At 47.1% G+C, this 21479-nt stretch carries 13 protein-coding genes; 8 read left to right on the forward strand and 5 right to left on the reverse strand.

Features of this window, described 5'->3' with window-relative positions:
• Nucleotides 1–45 precede the first annotated feature (45 nt).
• Complete coding sequence (locus tag KTO58_RS08100; RefSeq protein WP_095839865.1) at nucleotides 46–864, reverse strand: SDR family oxidoreductase; 819 nt, start codon at nucleotides 862–864, stop codon at nucleotides 46–48.
• Between the two features lie 94 nt (nucleotides 865–958).
• Between KTO58_RS08100 and KTO58_RS08105 the strand changes: the two genes are divergently transcribed.
• Nucleotides 959–1288, forward strand: coding sequence for a winged helix-turn-helix transcriptional regulator (locus KTO58_RS08105; protein ID WP_095841651.1), 330 nt, complete (start codon nucleotides 959–961; stop codon nucleotides 1286–1288).
• 70 nt (nucleotides 1289–1358) lie between these two features.
• On the opposite strand, the gene KTO58_RS08110 is transcribed toward KTO58_RS08105, so the two are convergent.
• Complete coding sequence (locus KTO58_RS08110) at nucleotides 1359–1787, reverse strand: DUF1330 domain-containing protein (protein WP_198314975.1); 429 nt, start codon at nucleotides 1785–1787, stop codon at nucleotides 1359–1361.
• Between the two features lie 375 nt (nucleotides 1788–2162).
• Nucleotides 2163–2918, reverse strand: a complete 756-nt coding sequence (locus KTO58_RS08115) for a hypothetical protein (RefSeq protein WP_095839863.1) — start codon at nucleotides 2916–2918, stop codon at nucleotides 2163–2165.
• 412 nt (nucleotides 2919–3330) lie between these two features.
• Between KTO58_RS08115 and KTO58_RS08120 the strand changes: the two genes are divergently transcribed.
• From KTO58_RS08120 to KTO58_RS08130, 3 genes are read left to right on the forward strand one after another with little or no spacing between them, the layout of a single operon-like run.
• Nucleotides 3331–4998 carry a condensation domain-containing protein gene (locus tag KTO58_RS08120; RefSeq protein WP_095839862.1) on the forward strand — a complete coding sequence of 556 codons (1668 nt, stop codon included), beginning with the start codon at nucleotides 3331–3333 and terminating at the stop codon, nucleotides 4996–4998.
• Between the two features lie 40 nt (nucleotides 4999–5038).
• Nucleotides 5039–12658 (forward strand): non-ribosomal peptide synthetase, encoded by a 7620-nt coding sequence (locus tag KTO58_RS08125; RefSeq protein ID WP_095839861.1) that lies wholly within the window; start codon nucleotides 5039–5041, stop codon nucleotides 12656–12658.
• A gap of 6 nt (nucleotides 12659–12664) precedes the next feature.
• On the forward strand, nucleotides 12665–13552 hold the full coding sequence (locus KTO58_RS08130) for a hypothetical protein (RefSeq protein ID WP_095839860.1): 888 nt from the start codon (nucleotides 12665–12667) through the stop codon (nucleotides 13550–13552).
• A gap of 74 nt (nucleotides 13553–13626) precedes the next feature.
• Here KTO58_RS08130 and KTO58_RS08135 read toward each other — a convergent pair whose 3' ends face one another.
• Together KTO58_RS08135 and KTO58_RS08140 are read right to left on the reverse strand one after the other, a co-directional pair.
• Nucleotides 13627–14127, reverse strand: coding sequence for a YMGG-like glycine zipper-containing protein (locus tag KTO58_RS08135; protein ID WP_198314974.1), 501 nt, complete (start codon nucleotides 14125–14127; stop codon nucleotides 13627–13629).
• A 148-nt stretch (nucleotides 14128–14275) separates the two neighbouring features.
• A complete protein-coding gene (locus KTO58_RS08140) occupies nucleotides 14276–14485 on the reverse strand; it encodes a hypothetical protein (protein WP_157753103.1) in 210 nt (69 codons plus the stop codon).
• A gap of 630 nt (nucleotides 14486–15115) precedes the next feature.
• Here KTO58_RS08140 and KTO58_RS08145 point away from each other — a divergent pair.
• The 4 genes from KTO58_RS08145 (at nucleotide 15116) to sbnB (ending at nucleotide 21404) form a co-directional block, all read left to right on the forward strand.
• Nucleotides 15116–15292, forward strand: coding sequence for a hypothetical protein (locus KTO58_RS08145; protein ID WP_157753101.1), 177 nt, complete (start codon nucleotides 15116–15118; stop codon nucleotides 15290–15292).
• A 149-nt stretch (nucleotides 15293–15441) separates the two neighbouring features.
• The gene (locus KTO58_RS08150; RefSeq protein WP_157753099.1) at nucleotides 15442–18177 is read left to right on the forward strand and encodes a T9SS type A sorting domain-containing protein; all 2736 of its coding nucleotides are present in this window, start codon (nucleotides 15442–15444) and stop codon (nucleotides 18175–18177) included.
• A 1265-nt stretch (nucleotides 18178–19442) separates the two neighbouring features.
• The gene (gene sbnA / locus KTO58_RS08155; protein ID WP_198314973.1) at nucleotides 19443–20429 is read left to right on the forward strand and encodes a 2,3-diaminopropionate biosynthesis protein SbnA; all 987 of its coding nucleotides are present in this window, start codon (nucleotides 19443–19445) and stop codon (nucleotides 20427–20429) included.
• A gap of 6 nt (nucleotides 20430–20435) precedes the next feature.
• Nucleotides 20436–21404: a 2,3-diaminopropionate biosynthesis protein SbnB gene (gene sbnB, locus KTO58_RS08160; RefSeq protein ID WP_095839855.1), complete on the forward strand. Its 969-nt coding sequence runs from the start codon at nucleotides 20436–20438 to the stop codon at nucleotides 21402–21404.
• Nucleotides 21405–21479 lie beyond the last annotated feature (75 nt).

Consider the following 21479-nt stretch of genomic DNA (forward strand, 5'->3'; position numbering starts at 1 on the left):
TCATTCACTTACCTGTTGTCGTTTAGGGGGAGGTGTTGTTGTGTATCAGGAGAAGGAAGCGGCAATTTTGTCGAGGTATTCTTCGATGGGCATGCTGTTGCGCATATTCATCAATTGGTTGCCGGCCTGGCCGATAACGGTCCTGAATTGGTTGTTTTTGCCTGTTGCGATGTCTTCGATGTTATTGACTAGTACCATGACATCATCAATCTGGCTGCGGTCTGCGGTATTGAAGAGGTGTTGTACTTTTTGGGAGATGCTGTTATAGTCTATGATCTCGTCATTATCGTTCCATATCATGTTTTGTGTGAAGTTGTTGCCGGTGAAACCTCCCGGTTCGATAAGATGGAGGGAGATGTTGAGCGGTTTCAGTTCGTAGTAGAGACCTTCTGTGAGGCCTTCCAGTGCGAACTTGGACATATTATAGAGTGATCCCAGCGGGACGGCGGTGGTGATGCCCATGAAGGAGCTGACGTTGATGAACTTTCCGTTTCTGTTGGCGCGGAAATGCGGCAGGACTGCCCGGATGACATTGATGACGCCTCTTACGTTGACGGTGAATTGCTGGTCGATATCTGATTCGCTGGCCAGTTCGAGTGCGCCATATACGCCCATTCCGGCGTTGTTGAGTACGACATCGATCTTACCGAAGGTGTTGATGGCGGCATGTAAGGCTTCCCGGATCTGGGCGGGATTGGTTACATCGAGGCGGAAGATGCTGATATTATCGTATTGGGTGAGGTCAGTTTCATTTTCGGGGGAGCGCATGGTAGCGGCGACGTTCCAGCCCTGTCCGGCGAAATATTTTGCGGTCACTTTTCCCAGACCGGAGCTGGCTCCTGTGATCAATATTGTTCTTTTCATGATGATTTGAATTTTGTGTTACAAAAGTAAATCCGGAATGGTATAACTTTGTAACCAGTATCATGGAGTATACCAAAAAAGGGAAGTGTTATTTATGAAGCGAAATCAAGCGGAGGAAGTGCAGGCATTGCAGGACACGATCTATGTGATCGGGGGGAAGTGGAAGTTGCCTATTATCAATTCTATCTGTAACGGGAATAAGCGATTCCGCGAGATAGAGCGGAGTATTCCGGGGATTACGACTCGGATGTTATCGCGTGAGTTGAAGGAGATGGAGTTGAACAAGCTGATTGTGCGGAAGACGTATGAGGATTCGGCGTTGGTGGAATACGAGTCGACGGCTTATTGTAAGACATTTGGCCATATTATCCTGGCGATGATAAAGTGGGGGAAGGCGCACCGTAAGTTAGTGCAAGGTAAGTAGAACGGTAGGCGAGATATTCCCGATTACGGGCAACGATGTGTTGTCTGTAACCGGGTGGTATATACATATGTTATTTATTCTGTAGTGTTTCTTCTATGGGTAGCAGGCGGGCATCTTCTATTGCTGCGGTCCTGTGGCCTATTCCTTTCATATATTCTTCATTTGATTCGAAGGCGAGGAAGCTGTTCACGCTATTTTGCCGGATGAGTAATACGGCATCCCATTTTTCTGTGGCGGGGCCTATGAGGAAGTTGCCACCTTCTCCCATAAATAATATTTCACCACCGGATTGCCGGAGGAAGGGCAGCGTGTGGTCTATATATCGCTGATAGGCTTCTTTTCCTGTGATGGGTGTAGCGGGCGCCAGTTCGGGGCTATGGGTATAATTTGCCCATTTGCGGAACCGGAGGAGATTCAGCATGATAACGTTGCCCGGTATCTTCCTGGCAATAAAGTCTCTTCCTGATTCTTGCGAGGGCATCAAATAGGTCTGTTCCATTTTGTTGGTCATTGTTGGGTGTTGGTTGTGATATAACGCGGCGAACTTACAAAGAAATGTGGCGTTGCTAAGTTATAAATGACGAAACGGGTGAGTCAGGAGATATATGCGGGTTATAGGAATAATACAGCCATGATATAGGAGAGCTACGGGAGAGGTGGACTTGATCAATTAGCTGGAGTTGGGAGGGGAATGGAAGGAGGTTGGCGTAAAACCGGAGTTGTTTTATGGGAGGATCGTCATTGCGCGCGGATGTGAGGGCATGCGTTGCCTGTGAAAAGGAGTATTAATGTCGATGAGGGAATGGGTAGGGGAGCCGGTAAGGGGGCCGGGCATTTATTCAACCATGTCAGGAGGGGGGGAGGTGTTGTTATTTCATTCCCTGGGAACGGCTAGCGTTCGGTGGAAGCCACTTTTGGGGAGTTCAACAAGCTGTTGAGCGGTGGGGTGTTCCTGTTGTGTGCGAGGTATGTAGGTGGAGGGGCTGATAGGTTGGCTTGGAGGAATGACGGCGATGATATCTGCTACTATGGCGCGCTTGCTTGTCTTCCTGCGTTGGGGGGAAGAGGGGGTTATTTGCAGGATGAGCAGTAGGGAGCCATGGCCTGGGAGGGAGCAGTCGAGCAGGAGGCCATGGAAGGGCTGTTGTGTGTTTATGTGGATGATGGAGGTGCGGGATGCGGTGATCCGTAAGGTATTAAAGTTGAGTCGTACGGCTACCAGTTTTAGTTGCAGGGAGGGAGTGTTGGTATGGAAAGCTCCCGGAGGGATCAACAGCTGGTGGTGTGGTAGGAGCTGGGGGATGGCGATGCAATACTTATCGAGACCGTTATGTTTATTGAACCGGAAGCCATTGAGGGCGGTGATATCTGAGCCAGCCCGGAGGCAATGTTTATTGAGGTGATTGACGATGTGGCCATCTTGTGGAATATTGATGGCAGGTATGCAGGCTTGCCGGATGAGCCGGGCTTTTCTGCTGGCGATACCGAATCGGCGGGCGGCCTGTTTGGTGGCGGTGGTTTGGTGAACGGAGGAGGGCATGCTACGGAGAAAATAGGTGCCATTGCGGCGATAGCCGATATGGTTACCTAGTCTGCCCGTGAATGTGAGCCATCCTGTTTGCCTGGCCATGGGGATGTTGTTTCTTATTAAGTTAGCTGAAACGGTTGACTATGCCAAAAGTATTTGGTGACAGACGCCTGTATTTTTATTCCCTCTCTATTTCTGGTATATATAATTGCTGATTTTTTCGTTTGTTCGATTGCGCTAGTTAATGGGTAAGATGACGGTAATATTAGAATGCAATATGGGAGCGGTGACATTTTTTACCTTGAGATGATACCGTTGGAACCATGCTTAAGCGTCCTATGTTTTAAGTCGCTAGTAGTTACACCTAATTATTGTTTGGAATAGTAGCATAATACGCTTTTAGATCATTCGGGTACTTTACCCGGTTCTTTTGTATTTAGTTATCCATTAGTATTTATTGAAAACTGTTCACTTTTAACCATTGAATCGTCAATAATCTGCAAAAAGACACTTTATGAAAACCAATGTCAACGCTTTAGATCAAGGCGGTGGATCTGACCCATCGGCTGCTGCGATCATGCATCAAGTTGCTACTATCTGGAAGGATGTACTGGCACTATCCACCATTGATGTTACAAAAGGATTTACGGCACTTGGAGGGAATTCTATCAAGGCGATTCCCTTGATGTTTAAAATGAAGAAGGCAGGATTCCCGGTTACGTTGCGGGATATCATGCACTATCAATCCATTGAGCAGATCGTGAAGCAGGTATTGCTGGTGGCCGCTGTGCCGTTTTGTTCGCCGGTATTATCGGTTGCTGTCGGCGGCTGGCATCTGAAGGTAGCATCCGGTGATTTGTCTGCGGTGGATGTGGGCGCTTGTCAGCGTTTACTTACGAAGGCGTTATTGCACAATGATGCATTGATCCGCGGGGCTGCTGTTATGCCGCGATATGCCTTGCCAGGTATGCAGCAGTTGCAGTTGTCTTTCCGTACGCCGGCCAGTGTAGACTTATTGCCATTAGATGAGGAGTTGGATGTGACATTGTTGGAGCGGGCATATGGTATGTTGATCTGCGAGCATGGATTGTTGAGGAGTATTCCTGTGCGGGAGGCCGGATCGTATTGCTGGCAGGAATATGGGAAACAACCATTGTTGCAGCCTGTTATTCCTGTGCTTGACTTCAGCGATGGAGCGGGGACAGCGGAGGAGTTACTGTCGCTGATGGGGGCATTGACCAGCCGGGTATATGACAACGATACTGTTCTGCACCAATTGGTCTATTTCCGGCGATCTGCTGCGGAGCGTTACCTGGCGGTGATCATCAGTCATGTCATTTTTGACCGTGTAACGGCGGAGATCCTGCGGAGCCAGTTATTGCGTTACTATACGGCGCTGCGATCGGGGCAACTGTTGGCAGAGGAGCAGCCGGTATCGTTTGATATGTATGTACGTCAGCTGTATAAGGGTCCGCAAGCGATCGATGAGGTTGCGGTGATGACGATGTTTGACTTACACCGCTTTTATGCCAGCAGGCAGTATATACTGCAAGGGTTGGCAGGTAAGGCTTCGCCGTTGAGTTACCAGTTTAATATTGTGGTGCCGGCATTTCGTCATGATAGTGATCGGGCGCTTGGGACGGCATTGCTTATTTACGGGAGGGTGTTGCAACGCTACCTGGACGTTGGAGCTGTGCCTTTGTTATTTGTATGTGAGGGTCGTCAGTATGAAGACGTACGCTTTTATAATACGGTGGGGGAGTTCACGGATATGGTACCTATGGTGATAGATGCGCGGAGTAGTGCGGAGGAGATTGGGCATGTTGTTGTAACACGCCTGGAGGGGCTGAAGCGGCATAACCTGAATTTTCTTCATTTGCAGCACGACCCTAAGTATAAGACCAAGTGGCCGACATTGTGGGGGCTGATAGACGGAGGGGAGGGATATCATGCATTTGACTTATTGATGTTTAATTTCCTGGGTAATGCGGACGGGCCTGTTGCGCCTGTTACGACGGAGGTATCTATTCAACCTAATCCGTTACCCATTCAAAGCCTTTTAAATTGTATTGCGGTATCTGCCGGCGATCAACTCATATACACTTTTCGTACCAGCTATCTTGTAGATATTGACATGCTACGCGGACTGTTCTACGACGTAGTAAAGGAAATCATTGAATAACCGAATAGTATCCATTGTTCATATAATTTAACCGACATCCATGTTCCATTCTATTTTTACGCCACCTGTGTTGTCGCCGACAGACAGGCAAGCGGACGTATATGCCCTGACCCCCTCTCAAGAGCGGATGTGGGTCATTTACCAATTAAACCGTGATAGTACTGCTTATAATTCTCCTGTGGTCCGGAAGGTCGATGGTCTGATACAGGTGTCTGTTCTGAAGCGGGCGTTGCACCAGTTATTGGGGCGCCACGAGCAATTGCGCGCGGTATTCCGGTTAGCCGGAGAACGACCTATGTTGTATATACAGGAGGACAGTCATATTCCCTTTATTCACCGGGAAGATGTTAGTGAAGAAGAGATCAGCGAGTTGGTGGCTGACTTTATCCGACCATTTACGCTGGAGCATGGCCCATTGATACGTGTGGGATTATTTAGCCTGAGAGGCGAAGGGGGGCATGTGCTGATCGTAGATATGCATCATATCATATCTGATCTCAGGTCTGAAGAGGTGATTGTTTACGATCTTTTTCAATTGTATGATCAGGCGGTGCTGCCATCGGTGCCGGTTACTTACCGATCATATGTGGAAACGTTGCATAGGCGGGCCGTTGAAGACGGCGTTGCGGCGGTTAGTTTCTGGGATACACAATTGAGTGAGCAACTGCCATTGCTGGAAATGCCTACGCAACGTGCGCGTCCGGCGGTTTTTGATTTCAGGGGTAGTATCCTTCATTTTCCGATTACGGGCCAGCTGACCGGTATGTTGCAGGCGTTGGCCGATCGACAGCAGGTTTCTTTATACGAGGTGTTGCTCAGTGCGGTCTATGTGTTACTCAGTAAGTACAGTTACCAGGAGGATATTATTATCGGGCTGCCGCATGAGATCAGGTCAGATCTCCGGCTGGACCGTTTAGTAGGTTTGTTTATCAATACGCTGCCTGTCAGGTCTTATCCGCGGAGGAGCAGTACATTCGGTCAATTGCTGGCCAATGTAACGGAGACTGTACGTGCGGTCCGGCGATACTATTATCATGACGTGGGTCAGTTAGTGGAAACTTATTGTCCGCATAGGGATGTGAGCAGGAACCCACTTTATGACGTGTTATTTTTCTACCAGCGTCAGCAGACCTATCATATTGGTGCGTTGGTGATATCGCCCATGGCGTTTGTACATCATAAGGCGGAGGTGGACCTGACATTTGGTATTATTGAGCGGGATGGGGTATTGAGTTTTTCGATCGAGTATTATGCCGGATTGTTTGATGCATCTGCTATTGCGGATATGGGTCAACATTTCCTACAGATATTGGAAGTGATCAGTCGTGATGTGGAGATACGGATTGGGGCTATTCCCCTGCTTCCGGGGGAGGTGCAGTTGGCGGTATTGGCGGCTGGAGAGGGGGTTATCACCTCCTACCCACAAGAAAGTATCACCACCCTTTTTGATATGCAGGTGAGGCGGCAGCCCATGCATCCTGCGCTGGTATATTGTGGTGAGCAGCTGACTTATGCGGAGGTGGGTGAGCGGGTAGCTTCGCTGGCCAGTGTTTTACGCAATGGTGGGCTGGGGGCAGGCGATGTTGCCGGTATATTGGCGCTGCCATCGTTTGATATGGTCATTGCTATCCTGGCGGTATTGCGGGCTGGTGCTGCTTATCTTGCTTTGGACCCGGAATACCCGTGGGAGCGTATACAAGTTATGTTGGCGGATAGTGGCAGTAAGGTGCTTGTGGCGCAGGAGGAGCTGTCTGGTCTGGCGGCGGCATTCGGGTTGGACACGATATATACGGGCCAGGTGGATCGAGCGGTAGCGGCGGCGGAAGGGCCGTTATTACCCGGCGATGCGTTGCGGCCCGCTTATATCGCTTACACGTCGGGCTCCAGCGGGCAGCCGAAGGGCATTGTGATCACGCATCGGAATGTGATCCGTACTGTGCGGGACGTGAATTATATCGATATCACTGCTACGGATAAACTACTGCAGTTGTCTACCTATGTATTTGATGCATCGGTATTCGAGATATTTGGTGCGCTGCTGAATGGTGCGACGTTGGTCATTGCTGACCGGGACGTGCGGCGGGATCTGTCGTTGCTGGAGCCGCTGATTACGGCTACGGGTGTTACTGTTGCTTTTATGACGACGGCATTGTTCAATGTGATGGTGGATAATCGTCCTGGTGCTTTATTTCCCTTACGTAAATTATTGACTGGCGGGGAGCAGGTATCGCTGCGGCATATGCAATCAGCGTTGTCTTATCTGGGATCGGGAAAGCTGCTGCATATGTATGGGCCAGCGGAGAGTACGGTATATGCGTCCTATTACCCGGTGGATGAGATTGGGGCAGGTGATCACACGGTTCCTATAGGTTATCCGCTTGCCAATACCCAGTTGTATATACTCAATGGTACTACGGTTGTACCGGATGGTATTGCGGGAGAGCTGTGTATTGGCGGAGACGGGGTAGCCAGCGGATACATTCATCCGCAGCTGATGAAGGAGCGATTTGTGACTATTCCTTTATTACCCGGCAAGTTGTTGTATCGTACCGGCGATATAGTAAAGCGGGATGCGAGGGGGCGCTTGATATTTATCAGAAGGGAGGATAGCCAGGTGAAGATACGCGGGTATCGCATAGAGCCTGATGAGGTTCTGTTTGCATTGCGCGGTCATCCGGAGGTCAGGGACGGCGTTGTATCGGTACTAAAGACCAGTGCGGGAGATTTGTATCTGCATGCATTTTACCTCACGGATACGGCGGTTGCTATTCCGGATACGCTGTTGCGGACCTATTTACGGGACCGGTTGCCGGAGTTTATGGTACCTATCGGCTATACGCATTTACAGGAGCTACCGCAGACACCGAACGGTAAAATAGATCATTCCCGGCTGGCGGCATTAGTGACGAAGGAAGATAAGGCGGAAGTTGTTCATTCGCCGGCGGTGACGATGCTGGAGAAGCAGGTAGCTGCTATCTGGGCGGAGTTGTTGCAATTGAAATCGATAGATGTTCACCGGCATTTCTTTGCCTGTGGGGGGCATTCGCTGACGGCTACTGTATTATCGGTGCGGTTGCAACAATATTTCCAGGTGACATTTCCTGTCAGTGAAGTATTCCAGTATCCTACTATTGCGCGTATGGCGGCACGTATTGCCGTTTATCAGCAGGAGGTGGGTGATAAGGATAAGATTCCACGCAGCAGGAAGCAAAAATATTATACACTAAGTTTTCCGGAGCGGATGGTCTATGTGCACCAGAACAGTACCCGTCAGAATCATAGTTATCATTCTATTTTTCCGATGATGATCACTGGCGTTCTGGATAAGGATCGTCTGGAGGAGGCGCTGAATGAGCTGATACAAAGGCATGAGATACTTCGTAGCGGATACCTGCTGAAGGACGGAGTGCCGGTGCGGACGGTATTGGAGCGGGTATCTATATCACTTATATACCGGCAGGGTAGCAAGAAAGGTATTGCGGGGCTGGTAGATAGACTACGGGAACCATATGCCCTGGATCAGCCGCCATTGCTGCGTGCGGGCTTGTTAAAGATAAGTGGGGACAAGTATTTCCTGGCATTTGCTAATCATCACATTATTTCTGACGGTGTTACGGAGGCAGTATTGATGGATGAGATCAGCCGTATTTACCAGGGGCAGCGGTTGCTGCCGGCGAGGCCGTACAGGGATTATGTTGCCTGGGAGCAACGTCAGTGGGGGGCGGGCTACTATCGGCAGCAGGAGCAGTTCTGGTTGTCTCATTTAAAGGATGAAGTACCTGTTTTGCAATTGCCATATGATCACCCACGTCCTGCGCAGGTTACTTTTGACGGGGGGATGGTCACTGTGGAAGCAGATGCGATGTTAGCAGCAAGTTTAAAGGCATTGGCCGGTGATCAGCATACTACGTTGTTTGTCGTGTTGTATTGTGCGTATACGGTATTGTTGCATAAGTATACGGATCAGGAAGATATTATAGTGGGGGTACCGATGGCGAACCGGATGCATCCGGAGCTACAGGACATGCTGGGGATGTTTGTCAACATGGTGCCTTGGCGAACAGCACCTGCTGCGGAGAAATACTTTACCCTGTACTTAAGGGAGGTGATCGAGGCTGCTGCTCATATTTACCAGTATCAATCTTATCCATTTGAGCAGCTGGTGAAGCAGTTGCAACTAAAAAAGGACCCGTCCCGTAATCCCTTGTTCGATACCATCTTTGTATTGCAACAGACAGGTATTCCATTGCTTGCGATCAATGGTTTGCATGTGAGCCCATATGTTATTCAGGATAATGCGACGAAGGTCGATCTGACGGTAGAGATATTTGAACTGGAGGGAAGGTTACGCTGCTGTTTTAAATACAATACGCAGTTGTTTGAGGAACTTACTATTCACCGGATGGCGGGGCATTATGTGCAGTTATTATCGGCTATCGTTTCTTATCCGCATCACAAGTTGTCTGCGCTGGACATGCTTACTACCGGGGAGCGGCAGCAGTTATTGGACTTTAACCCAGTTGCAACCTCTTTTCCAGGTGATCAATCGCTTTACCAGCTATTGCTGGCACAGGTAGCGCGGGCACCTGAACAAGTGGCTGTTCAGTTTGACGATAGTGCGCTCACTTACCAGCAGTTGCATGAAAAGGCCAGTCATTATGCCGGGCAGCTGATCGCCTCCGGTGCGCGGGCAGGTACGAAGGTGGCGTTGCTTACTGACAGGTCCCTGGAAATGATCATCGCCATCTGGGCGGTATTGCGGATAGGAGGTACTTATGTGCCGATCGATCCTGACTATCCTGAAGAAAGGATACTGTTCCTGTTGGAAGATAGTGGTGCGACCATCTATATGACTACGTATGCTATTTACCCATATATCAACTGGTCATTTGAAGGGAAAAGATTGATCGTAAGCAGTGATGTCAACATTTTACCTGCGGAGCTACCCTTGCTGCAAGCTCCTGCGGCTCCTGCGTACATTATGTATACTTCGGGGTCTACGGGGTCGCCGAAGGGTATCGCGGTCGCACATCATAATGTGATCCGTACGGTGATGCACACTAACTACGTTACTATTTATCCTGAAGATCATTTATTGCAGGTGTCCAACTATGCATTTGATGGGTCTGTGTTTGATATCTTCGGAGCGTTGCTGAACGGCGCTACGCTTGTGCTTATACGCCAGGAGGCTATTATAGATATAGAACAGCTGGATACGGTGATCCGGGAAAAACGCATCAGCGTGATGTTTGTGACGACGGCATTGTTCAATGCCTGTGTGCAGACCTATCCACAATGTTTCCTGCCACTGCGGAAGCTATTGTTTGGCGGGGAGCAGGTTTCACCGGCACATGTGAATATGGCCATTGCATGCCTGGGTACTGATAAGCTCATTCACGTATACGGGCCGACGGAGAATACTGTTTTCAGTACGGCTTATGCGATCAATGGCAGTGCATATAAGGATCATGTACCCATAGGCGTTCCTTTATCGAATACGCGGGCGTATGTGTTGAGTCGTTCGAATATGTTACATCCTGTTGGAGTACCCGGTGAATTGTATCTGGGGGGGGCGGGCGTGAGTGATGGGTACTGGAACAAGCCAGCGCTTACGGCGGAGCGTTTCGTCCGGCATGCGTTGGAGGAGGGGTTGTTGTATCGTACGGGCGATATTGTCAAATGGAATGGGGACGGGCAGCTGGTTTTTGTGAGGCGGGCAGATCAGCAGGTGAAGATCCGCGGATTCCGTATAGAGCCAGGAGAAACGGAGCAGCAGTTGTCATTACATGCGGATGTGGATCAATGTGCGGTTATCGTGCATATATATGCTGACACGCAGGATAAGCGGCTTTGTGCTTTTTATACTTCAAAGGAAGCGCTTGATGCAGACACGCTGAAAGAATATTTAAGCAGGAAGGTGCCCTTCTATATGATACCTGATATCTTTTTGCAGCTACCGTTGTTGCCCCTGACGAGTAATGGTAAGGTCGACAAGAAGGAGTTGGGTGCTATGCTTTCTGCGGATGGGGAGACTATTCAACTACAGCGGTTGCAGACATATGTGCCTGCGGAGACGCCGAATGAAAAGGCGGTAGCTGCTGTCTGGTGTGATGTTTTTGGATTGGTTGATGTTGGTAAGCAAGATAACTTCTATACACTAGGAGGGCATTCGCTGAAAGCTTTGCAGGTGGTAAATTTGTTGCAGCAGCAGGGGTATTTGATTACGGTCAATGACCTGTTCAGCTATCCAACTGTTGAAGAATTAGCTGCTAATATTGCTGTACACAAGGGCCGTTTACCCATTAAAAAAAGAGAGAAGAGCCGTAACTCCGGGGCTGCGGCCGGGATGTTCCCTTTGTCGGCGGTACAGCGGCGATTCTTTCAGCGTCCGCTTATCAACCGGAACATCTTTAACAGTCCTTTCCTGGTATTGCTTAAGACGTATGTAGCCCCGGCAGTTATCCGAACTGCTATGCAGGAGATACTGAAGGCACACGTTATACTTACGGTACATTTTAAGCAGCAGGCGGATGGGGAGTGGGAGCAGTGTACAGGTGACTTTTCGCCAGCGGATTATTTCCTGCAAACAGATCTGGGTAGTATTCCGGTGACGCAGCATGAGGCGACTGTTACGGCTCATTGTGCGGCTTTGCAAGGGCAGTTTTCGCTCACAACAGGGCCATTGCTCCGGGTATTATTATTTGATAATTACCTGGAGCCCGGGCAACAGGCACTCTTTTTCCTCTTTCATCATTTGATATTCGACGGGATCTCGTGGCAGGTGTTGATGGACGAATTGCGTCGTCGTTGTTTGCCATTTTCTGGTGCGGATAACGGTCATTCGAGTATAACGTATCGCGATTGGTGTCTGCGGTTGGAGCAGTATGCCCGGTCCGGCAAGTTTAAGACCGCCAATACTTATTGGCGGCAGCTGAGGAAAAAAGGAGCTGCCTCTTTTATTCCTGATCTGTTACCCGGGCGGCAGCCTTTACAGAAGGAGATGACCTATTTTATTGCTGATATCCTGAAGGATGAGGCGGAAGTAGTTTATTTGCAACAAGCTGTTGGTCATTACAAGGGGAATGTATTCAACCTGCTCTTAACGGCTTTCTATTGTGCGTGCGAGGAGTTGCAAGGAAGCAAGGCAATGTCCTTATATGTGATGACTGCACAGCGGGAGTCTTTCTTCCCCCATATAGATATTTCGGATACGGTAGGTTTTTTTGCCGGCGCATATCCGATACACCTGGCATATAATGGGTCCGCCATCGAATACGAAAAGATCATACAGATGGTGAAAAACACTTTATTACGGGTGCCGAAGGGCGGGCTGGATTATTTTGTATTGAAACATATGCCACCTCATGCGGAAGCCCATAAGGGTGCGGATATGGAATACCCTATATTGTTCCATTATCTGAACCTGCCGGCGGCGGAAGAAGGAACGGATTTTTATACGCCATTGCAGTTACCCGTTGGCATAACACACGATATGAATAACCCCTCAGCTTACCTGATCAACATAACGGCTACAATGTCGCCCCATGGGGTGAAGCTAACATTCTACTTTAGCCAGGCGCATTTTTATGAAAAGACGATTACTGCCCTGGCGGCGGCTTTCCAACGACATTTACAACATATTATCCATCCTCAAAAATAAGGACACATGAAAATATTTGAGTATTGCCCATTTTTTAATGAACATAAGATCGCTTCACTAAAGATTAAGGAAGCAGATTACTGGATCGATGAATTACATATTTGTGAGGCAGATAAAAACTTCAGCTACGAGGATAAGCCCTTTCAATTTGATCCTGCCCAGGTGGGGGCTAAGGTCAAGTATCATCCTATTCATGCAGGCGATCTTTTCCGGCCTGCTTTGCCGGAGCAGTCTTATTACCATCCGGACAGGTGTACACCGGCACAGTTTGATCAATGGTATTGGCACCTGCTTACGCACAATATGGGTTATCACAATGAGGCTATGCAAAGAAATTATTGCGGTGTACTGAAAGATGTGGTTGGAGATGAGGATATTATCATCCTTTCAGATCTGGATGAGTTTATTGATAGCAGGTTGGCTGATAAGATTATTGATGAGGTAAAGAGACACCAGGTCATTACGGTAAAGCTGCATTTTTCGGTATTTTATCTGAACCTGTTTTCCGATAAAAGCCACGGGATTGACGATTTCAGTTACCGTACGTATTTGATGACAGGTAAATATTTCAGGAAGATGCCATTTACGGGTGATTACTTGCGGAAAAAGGGGATATCCGGGGGGCTGCAGCAGACGGTGCATTGTACGGAGGGGTTTATGGGTTTCCATCATTCGTGGTTGCAACATAGCACCAATGCTTTTACCAAGCTGAAGGCATTTGAAGCGAATGTTCAGGATAAAAGCCTGATCCGTAGCGATTTTGCGGAACAGTGTATCAAAGACCGGCGTTTGCCCTACATAGATGCCAATCTATATGTTGATAATGAAAAGCCCTTTTTACGAAGTGTTCTGGAGTCAGAGACGTCCGGATTGTGGTTTGAAGGTACTTTATGACCGGGACGGTCTCAAAACGACGGCGTCGTACCAGCTGGTACGACGCCGTCGTTGTGCTTATAATTGCCTGGTTCTTATTGTTGTCCTTTTTTCTTTTTTACATGGTCCACGATGGCACCTGTTCCAGCACCGACACCGGCACCGATAAGGGTTCCTATGATGGCGCCCTGGGCATGGTTTTTATTGATGATGGCACCAGTGATAGCGCCTGTACCGGCACCTACGACTGCACCTTTAGCGGTATGGCTCCAGCCCTTTTTCTTTTTGGCTACCGGGGCTGCGGCGGTTGTTGTTGCAGCCGGTGCTGCTGCTGGTTCATTGTAAGTGTTGGCACTGTAGCCGGCACTGCTATTATTCCTATGAGAAGCTGTGCTATGTCTGTCCGCACTTCTCTTCAGTGTACTCATAGAGTCTATTACACGTTGTTTCACGGATTGAATGGCGTTCATAGAGTCTATGGTTTGTTTCTTGGCTTTCTCTATAGCAATAGCGGTATCTGGCGTATGTGTACCAGCCTGAGAGGTACAGGCAGCAAAACCTGTCATTGTGACTAAAGCTATTAATAACTGTCTCATGGTTAAAATTTTTGCTTCTATTCGGCAAATGCCAAAACTATGCCAAAGAACTGCTTATGGGCATAATTAAAAGGTATTCAATTGGTTATAAGTATAAAAAAGGCCACCGGTAAGGTGGCCTTCATACATGAAGTAGCGAATCAGGTCATTAAGGAGCGCCGCAGATACAACGGTTGACCTGGTTTACTACATGGCAGGTACCGACGCCGCAGCCATTTTCATTGCAAAATCCATTGCAATTAGCTTCGCTGATACATCTGTTGATGCCCAGGCAATCGCGGGATGTCATTTTACCCCCTTTAATAGTTTTCATTTCGTTCCTGCTAAGGCGCAGGCCGGGAAGTGCAAGGTTTCTCATGATAAGCAGTTTTCAAAAGTGGATGAAAAAAAAAACAAGATCACTATAATATAATGCAACGCAGCTATTCGGGGGATTATTGTGGTTGCTGGTATTGTTGTTATAGAGCGGCCACTGCTTTATAATATTTTAGCAGCCGTGCATAAAGGTTCAGTTCATATTTACGATGCTCGGCAGTAGAGAGCCGGATGATAAACATGTGCAGATAGGTATTGACAAGACAGCCGGTGCGAATAGTTCTAAAAGCTGACGTTTGTGTGTACGGTATTTATCATTGAGGCAGTGTCGTAATGATTGTCCGCCTTCAAACTCCCGGGAGAACCCTGTTTGGGGGAGCATCAGGGAGATTTTTGGTGGGAGGTCCAGGCAGAAGGCGTTGAGCCATGCGTTATCTCACGGGTATAGGTATCTATCTGTACTGCTGTCACCTGTTTGTTTTTGAGCCACTTGTCCGTTTAGTTATTAATGGTCTGTATCACTGTTTGAACAGCATTGCTTCCCGGGAGGTGGAACCGGATACGCAGGTGGTGGCCTGGATCGGCGTGCTCTAAAATCACCTTTTTACGGGAGAGGATTACCCTGTTGTTTCATTTATATTCGGTTAACATCTTATTATAAAATTCCCTTCTCATGAAAAAGATTGCAGAAAAAAAATTGCACTTGAGCAAGATCAAAGTTGCCTATTTGAGTCAACTGGATGCCCCTTCGGTACGAGCATTGGCTCCTACCAGTATTTCCTGTCCTTTTAACGAGGCATGTCATAGCGGTATTATCGCTTGTGAGTCTATAAGGATTTGTGCGCAATAGTATAGTTAACCCTCAGAATACCAAAAGGCCCGTATTTGTTTTACGGGCCTTTTTATTGTCAATAATACACGGGATTATGGAACACGGGGAATATTATATATATTTCGTTTCACTTATCATCATTTAACCATCAAGTCAAAACCACGGTTATGAAATCCCATGTCTATCTATTTCCGGGCGCAACCAACGGATGCCGGTTACGCCTGCTCTTACTATCTTTTTTTCTAGTGCTCGGGGCCAGCACGTCTTATGCCCAGCAAAATACTTATGAAGCCGAAAACGGCACTGTATCCAATGGTGGCCAGATCAGTAACTGTAGCAGTTGCTCTGGCGGAAAGTTAGTCGGTTACCTCGGTGGTAATACGAATGGTACGGTTACTATACCCGTACAGGTTACTACGGCAGGTAAGTATGTATTGAAGATATTTTATGCGGGAGGGGATCCCCGTACGATCGCTGTTAGTATCAATAATGCGAATACCCGGCTGATTGCCTGTGAAGCTTCCGGAGGGTGGGAGACTGTATCTGCCGCTGCGCTTACTGTACAACTTAATGCCGGTGTAAATAGTGTACGGTTGGATAATAATAGCGGATGGGCACCTAATATCGACAAAATAACGGTGACGCCTGTTCGTTCATGGTCTATCGCCTTTGGTGGTGCTAATCGTATCCTCTGTGATACTGCATCGGGGCTAATAGATGTGTATTATAACGATGATCGTATCATCGGCGATGCTTATGCTATTGGGTACAATAGTGGGGTTGCCTATAGCAGTCTCCAATATACCAGAAGAACGGTTGACAGCAATGCGATTCTTGATAGTTTAGGCGCTGGCCGGAAGTATATCATTAAACATACCGGGAACGGATTGCCGACGCTGCAGCAGATATTTTACGTGTATCCTCATCTGCCTTATTTCTTGACTGAGATCGTACTGGCTGGCACCGCTTTGAAGAGTAATAAAATGGTCCCTCTCATAGCCAGTTTTGTTAATTTGCCCGGTAGCGTAAACGTTTACAATCTGTTTGTACCGTTCGATAATGACACGTTTATCAGTTATAATGCCAAGTCGATGTCTACGGCGCAGGCCAATACCAGTGCGGAGGTAGGGGTAGTATACGATAATGTGACGCGTAAGGGATTATTTACCGGTTCAGTGGAACATGGTATATGGAAAACGGGTGTAAGGAGCAGCGGGCAAGGAAGCCAGCTATCTGAATGGACCATTTGGGGTGGCTATTCGGAAGAGCAGGTTACCCGGGACAAGAAGCCACACGGTACCATCAGTGCCAACAGTATACGCTCTCCGAAGGTAATGATAGGCTATGTCAGCGATTGGCGCCAGGGGCTGGAAGCTTTTGCCAATGTAACTCGCCAGACTACGCCCCGATATTTGCCTAATTGGACGGGTGGTACGCCCTTTGGGTGGAATAGCTGGGGAGAAATGAAAACCAACCTTACGCTGGCCCGGGCTAATGCTGTAGTAGATTTCTTTGCCACACAGCTGCCTGTTTTCCGTAGTGACAGCACCGCTTTTATTGATCTGGATTCTTACTGGGATAATCTTTCTTCGGGAGGTATTACGGGTGACTTCAGCCAGCTGACACAGTTTGCCAATTATTGCAAAAGCAAAGGTCTGCAGCCAGGCATTTACTGGGCGCCGTTTGTGGACTGGGGTAAGTTTGATCGCCAGTTGGAGGGTAGTAGTTTTAACTACCAGGATACGTGGCTAAAACAGAATGGACAGTATCATGACCTGGATGGGTGCCGGGCGATGGATCCGACGCATCCAGGTACCCGTCAGCGTCTTGCTTATCTTATTGGTAAATTCAAAGCCTGTGGGTTTAAGATGATCAAGATAGACTTCCTGGGGCATGCGGCTATAGAAGCTGACGCGTTTTATGACCCAACTGTTACCACTGGTATGCAGGCATATAGAAAAGGAATGGAATACCTGGTAGATCAGCTCGGTGGGCAGATGCTGGTATATGCGGCTATATCTCCCAGTATGGCTACTATGCCCTATGTACATATGCGACGTATTGCCTGTGATGCAGAAAGTAATATCGGAGCTTCCGCCTATACGCTCAACAGTACGAACTATGGCTGGTGGCAGTCGCTTATGTATAACTATATTGATGCGGATCATCTTGTTTTCAGGAATGAGACAGAAGGCACGAACAGGGCCAGGTTGGCATCTGGTATTGTGACTGGTACTTTGATCATGGGGGATGATTATTCTGTACCTAATGCTTCGCTGGTCGACAAGTCTCAACGCCTTTTACAGCGTACGGAATTGCTTGATATTGCCAAACGAGGTAATGGGAAAGCATTCCGGCCTGTGGACGGTAACACGGGCACTCAGCCAGGCGAGCTATATGTTCGCAGGGTAGGGGACGATTACTACTTGGCAGTGTTTAACTTTACGCAGGCTGCTAAGCAGTACAATATTTCTTTGGATCGGATCGGCTGGCCAGGTAGTTATGTGGCCAGGGAGCTTTTCCGGGATAGTTTATATACGGCAAAGGGTAGCCTGCAGGTGACCATACCGGGATCTGATGCAGGTATTTTCCGTTTTGAACTACCGGCTCATCGGGAAGACAGTGCCAATACTGCGAGGATGATAGCACCGTTGGAAAAGGGAGAAGTTGGCGGAACGATCCTTTATCCTAATCCAGCCAAAGACCGGATCATGATAAGGAACAGTACGAGGATCAACAGTATCCGTTGTGTAGATATGAAGGGCAATATTATGAAAGAGGTAAGACATATTAATGATATGCAGTACCAGTTGGATATTTCGGCTTACCAGCCTGCCATGTACTTTCTTTTGATCGACGATAGTACGGGAAAGCATAAGACCTATAAATTCATTAAGCAATAGTAAAACGGTGAAAAGAGGGTAGTGATTATGGTGGTCACTACCCTCTTTTTGTTGGGAAGAGAAAGTGAGAAAAGCATAGGTTATATGCTAAACGGCGGAATTTTTTAGCTGAGGTGGTAATTTTGAGGCCAAAATATGATACTATATTAACATTGCAAAGGCCACATTTATCAATAAATGACCGCAGTTTTGATGCAGAGAAAGGTATTATTATTGGGTTAGGAAAAAGAAAAAGAAGCACCATTTTTGGAGAGAAGAATGATCTACTTGTTGATTTATCCCTTTGCTGGCAGGCCCTTTGAAATAACCTGTGGCAACGTATAGTCAATAGGGATACGCATATGATCTATAATTGTTGTCACACATTAAAATATTATTAAACCGCCTGGTTGCAGGGAATGCAATTTGGTTATATCGGGTTTATTATTTTATTTTACCCCCAGATTAGAAATTGTACACGGAATGCGATGACTGATCTTTATAGGCACTGAAAGTACGAGATTTTTCCACCATATCTCTATATACCCCAGGCTGTCACTGTTTCCACAGTTTATTTATTATGACAATGCTGTTGTTTGCCTTTTAGAGATTTACGTGCAGGTAAGTTGATGGATATTGACTTAGAGAAAGGTATATTTGTACCTGCTATCACTTAATCCTAATCGCAAAGAACTGTATTATCATGTTAAAAAACAGTTGGGAGAGAACGATCATATAAAAACGCTATTTAATGATCTGAGATAATGAAAACGCTATTCGATAACCCAGAAAGTCCAATTAGCATTGAGTCAAGAATTCAGGTTTAACTGCCAATAATCAATTCCTCTTAGAGCTTATCGTCATCTTCAGGTACGCCAGCATTGGTGGAAATTTGCTACTACCAGACGGATGATGTGTGCTATAAATTGCTCATATCTGCAGTTGTGGGCAAAAAACGGTATTTTGCTAAAACGTGCGCAGCTCAAATTCCGTGATTGGCAAGCGGCGTTTTAGCTTAAATGCCATCCCGAAATCTTTATACTGATACATTATTATTTCACAGAAAACCAGGGGCAGAGACAATAAGTGAAACTTTGAATGTAGATCCACCCAAAGCGAACTGATAGAACTACCGTTGATGAAGAAACCCGTACATGTGATTGTATGTTCTATGCCATAGACCTGTTGCCAAAGAGAATATTTTGAATGTCACACAAACCGTTAAATAAATATATTACTTAACAGCGCACAATTTAAAAGCTATCAGTATTAACCCTGATAAAACTGTGCCAAAACAAATATCTATGATCTCCTCCCTGCAACGAATCAGTCACCTGATAGGTAACACTCCTGTAGTGCCCCTAGATTACCCCGGTATCTCCTTGTATGCAAAACTGGAGTACAAAAACTACAGTGGCAGTGTAAAGGATCGCGCAGCTCTCAGTATCCTTTCTAACGCCATCCATAACAATCGTATCGACAACGAAACACTGATCGTAGAATCCAGCTCTGGTAATTTCGCTATCGCCCTTTCGAGACTTTGTAAGGACCTCGGTCTCCGCTTTATCCCCGTTATTGACCCCAATATTAATGCTGAGAACGAGGCTATCATCAGGCTTTTCAATGAAGAAGTCGTAAAGGTAGATCAGGTAGATAGCACCGGCGGATATTTGCTGACCCGTATCGAAAAAGTAAAAGAGATATGTGCCCAAAACCCCAATAGCTTCTGGACTAATCAATACGAAAATCCGGATAACTATATGGGATATTACCATACGCTTGGTAAAGAAATATGTGATCGCTTTGAGCAGCTCGACTATCTCTTCATCGCGGTGAGCTCATGTGGAACCATTGCTGGCGTATCTAAAAGAGTAAAAGAAAAATTCCCCAATGTAACCATAGTAGGTGTTGATCTGGAAGGTTCCGTAATATTCGGTACTCCTCCTAAAAAACGCTACGTATCCGGACTCGGCGCTAGCAAAGTACCCGCTATACTCAAATATGCTACTATTGACGAAACGATGCATGTTAGCCACGAGCAACTCGTGAGCGGCTGCCATGAACTCGTAAGAGATCATAACATTTTCGCCGGTGCATCCACTGGCGCCGTATATAGCGCTATTGACAGCTATTTCAGCTCCCGCGCAATAGAAGGTAATCCAAACGTATTGTTCATCTGCGCTGATAAAGGTGATTCGTATATTAACAATGTATACAATGAGCAATGGGTCAACAATATGATGGAAAAACTAAAAGTCACCGTAAACGTATAAAATACTATGCACTACTTAAGTAAAGACGATTTGCTGAACATCGGCATCAAATGGAACGACGTTATCGACAGGATCAATGATGCTGTACTGACATTGAAAGATGGCGATTATGCGCAACCTATCAAACCTTACCTCCGGTTCCGTAACCTTACCAACCGTATCATCGCTATGCCGGCGTACGTTGGTGGTAACGTGTCTTTTGCAGGTATCAAATGGATTGCCAGCTTTCCTGACAACATCAACAAAAATCTTCCGCGCGCTAACTCTGTAACCATCCTCAATGATGCAGATACCGGTGTTCCCGTTTGTATCGTCAATACCAGCTTCATCAGTGCTGTTCGTACTGCTGCGGTAACCGGACTAGTAGTTCGTCAATACCTCGCCGCGAAAACAGTAGATGAAGTAAAAGTAGGCATGACTGGTTTTGGCCCTATTGGACAACTCCACCTCCAGATGATAGGCGATCTGCTGGGTGATAAACTCAAAGAGATCTGTATTTATGACCTTAGACCTGTAGATCAGGCATTGATACCAGACACCCTGAAAGATAAAGTACGTATTGTTAACTCCTGGGAGGAAGCGTTTGAAAATGCAGATATCTTCATGACCTGTACGGTATCAAAAGCTCCTTACATCAACAAAAAACCCAAACCAGGTTCCCTGCAGCTGAATGTTTCTCTCAGAGACTATGTAGCTGACTTCCTGGATTATACCCAGGTAATGATCGTAGATGATTGGGAGGAGATCTGCAGAGAAAATACGGATATCGAAGTGATGCACAAAACCAAAGGGTTGCAGGAAAAAGATACGCACTCCCTGGCAGATGTCGTTACTCAGGAGATACTCAAAAATGCAGGCGCTGATGATGTGATCATGTTCAATCCTATGGGAATGGCCGTGTTTGATATAGCAACAGCTGCCTACTATTACGATAAAGCGCAACAGTCCGGTATCGGTACTGTACTTGCAGACTAGTCACGTGGTAGGGCTCTTTCCACCGGAGCCCTACCTGTAAACCCTATATGCTACTGCGATAACTGTCACAATACT

It is taken from the genome of Chitinophaga pendula (genome assembly GCF_020386615.1).
Classification (GTDB): domain Bacteria; phylum Bacteroidota; class Bacteroidia; order Chitinophagales; family Chitinophagaceae; genus Chitinophaga; species Chitinophaga pendula.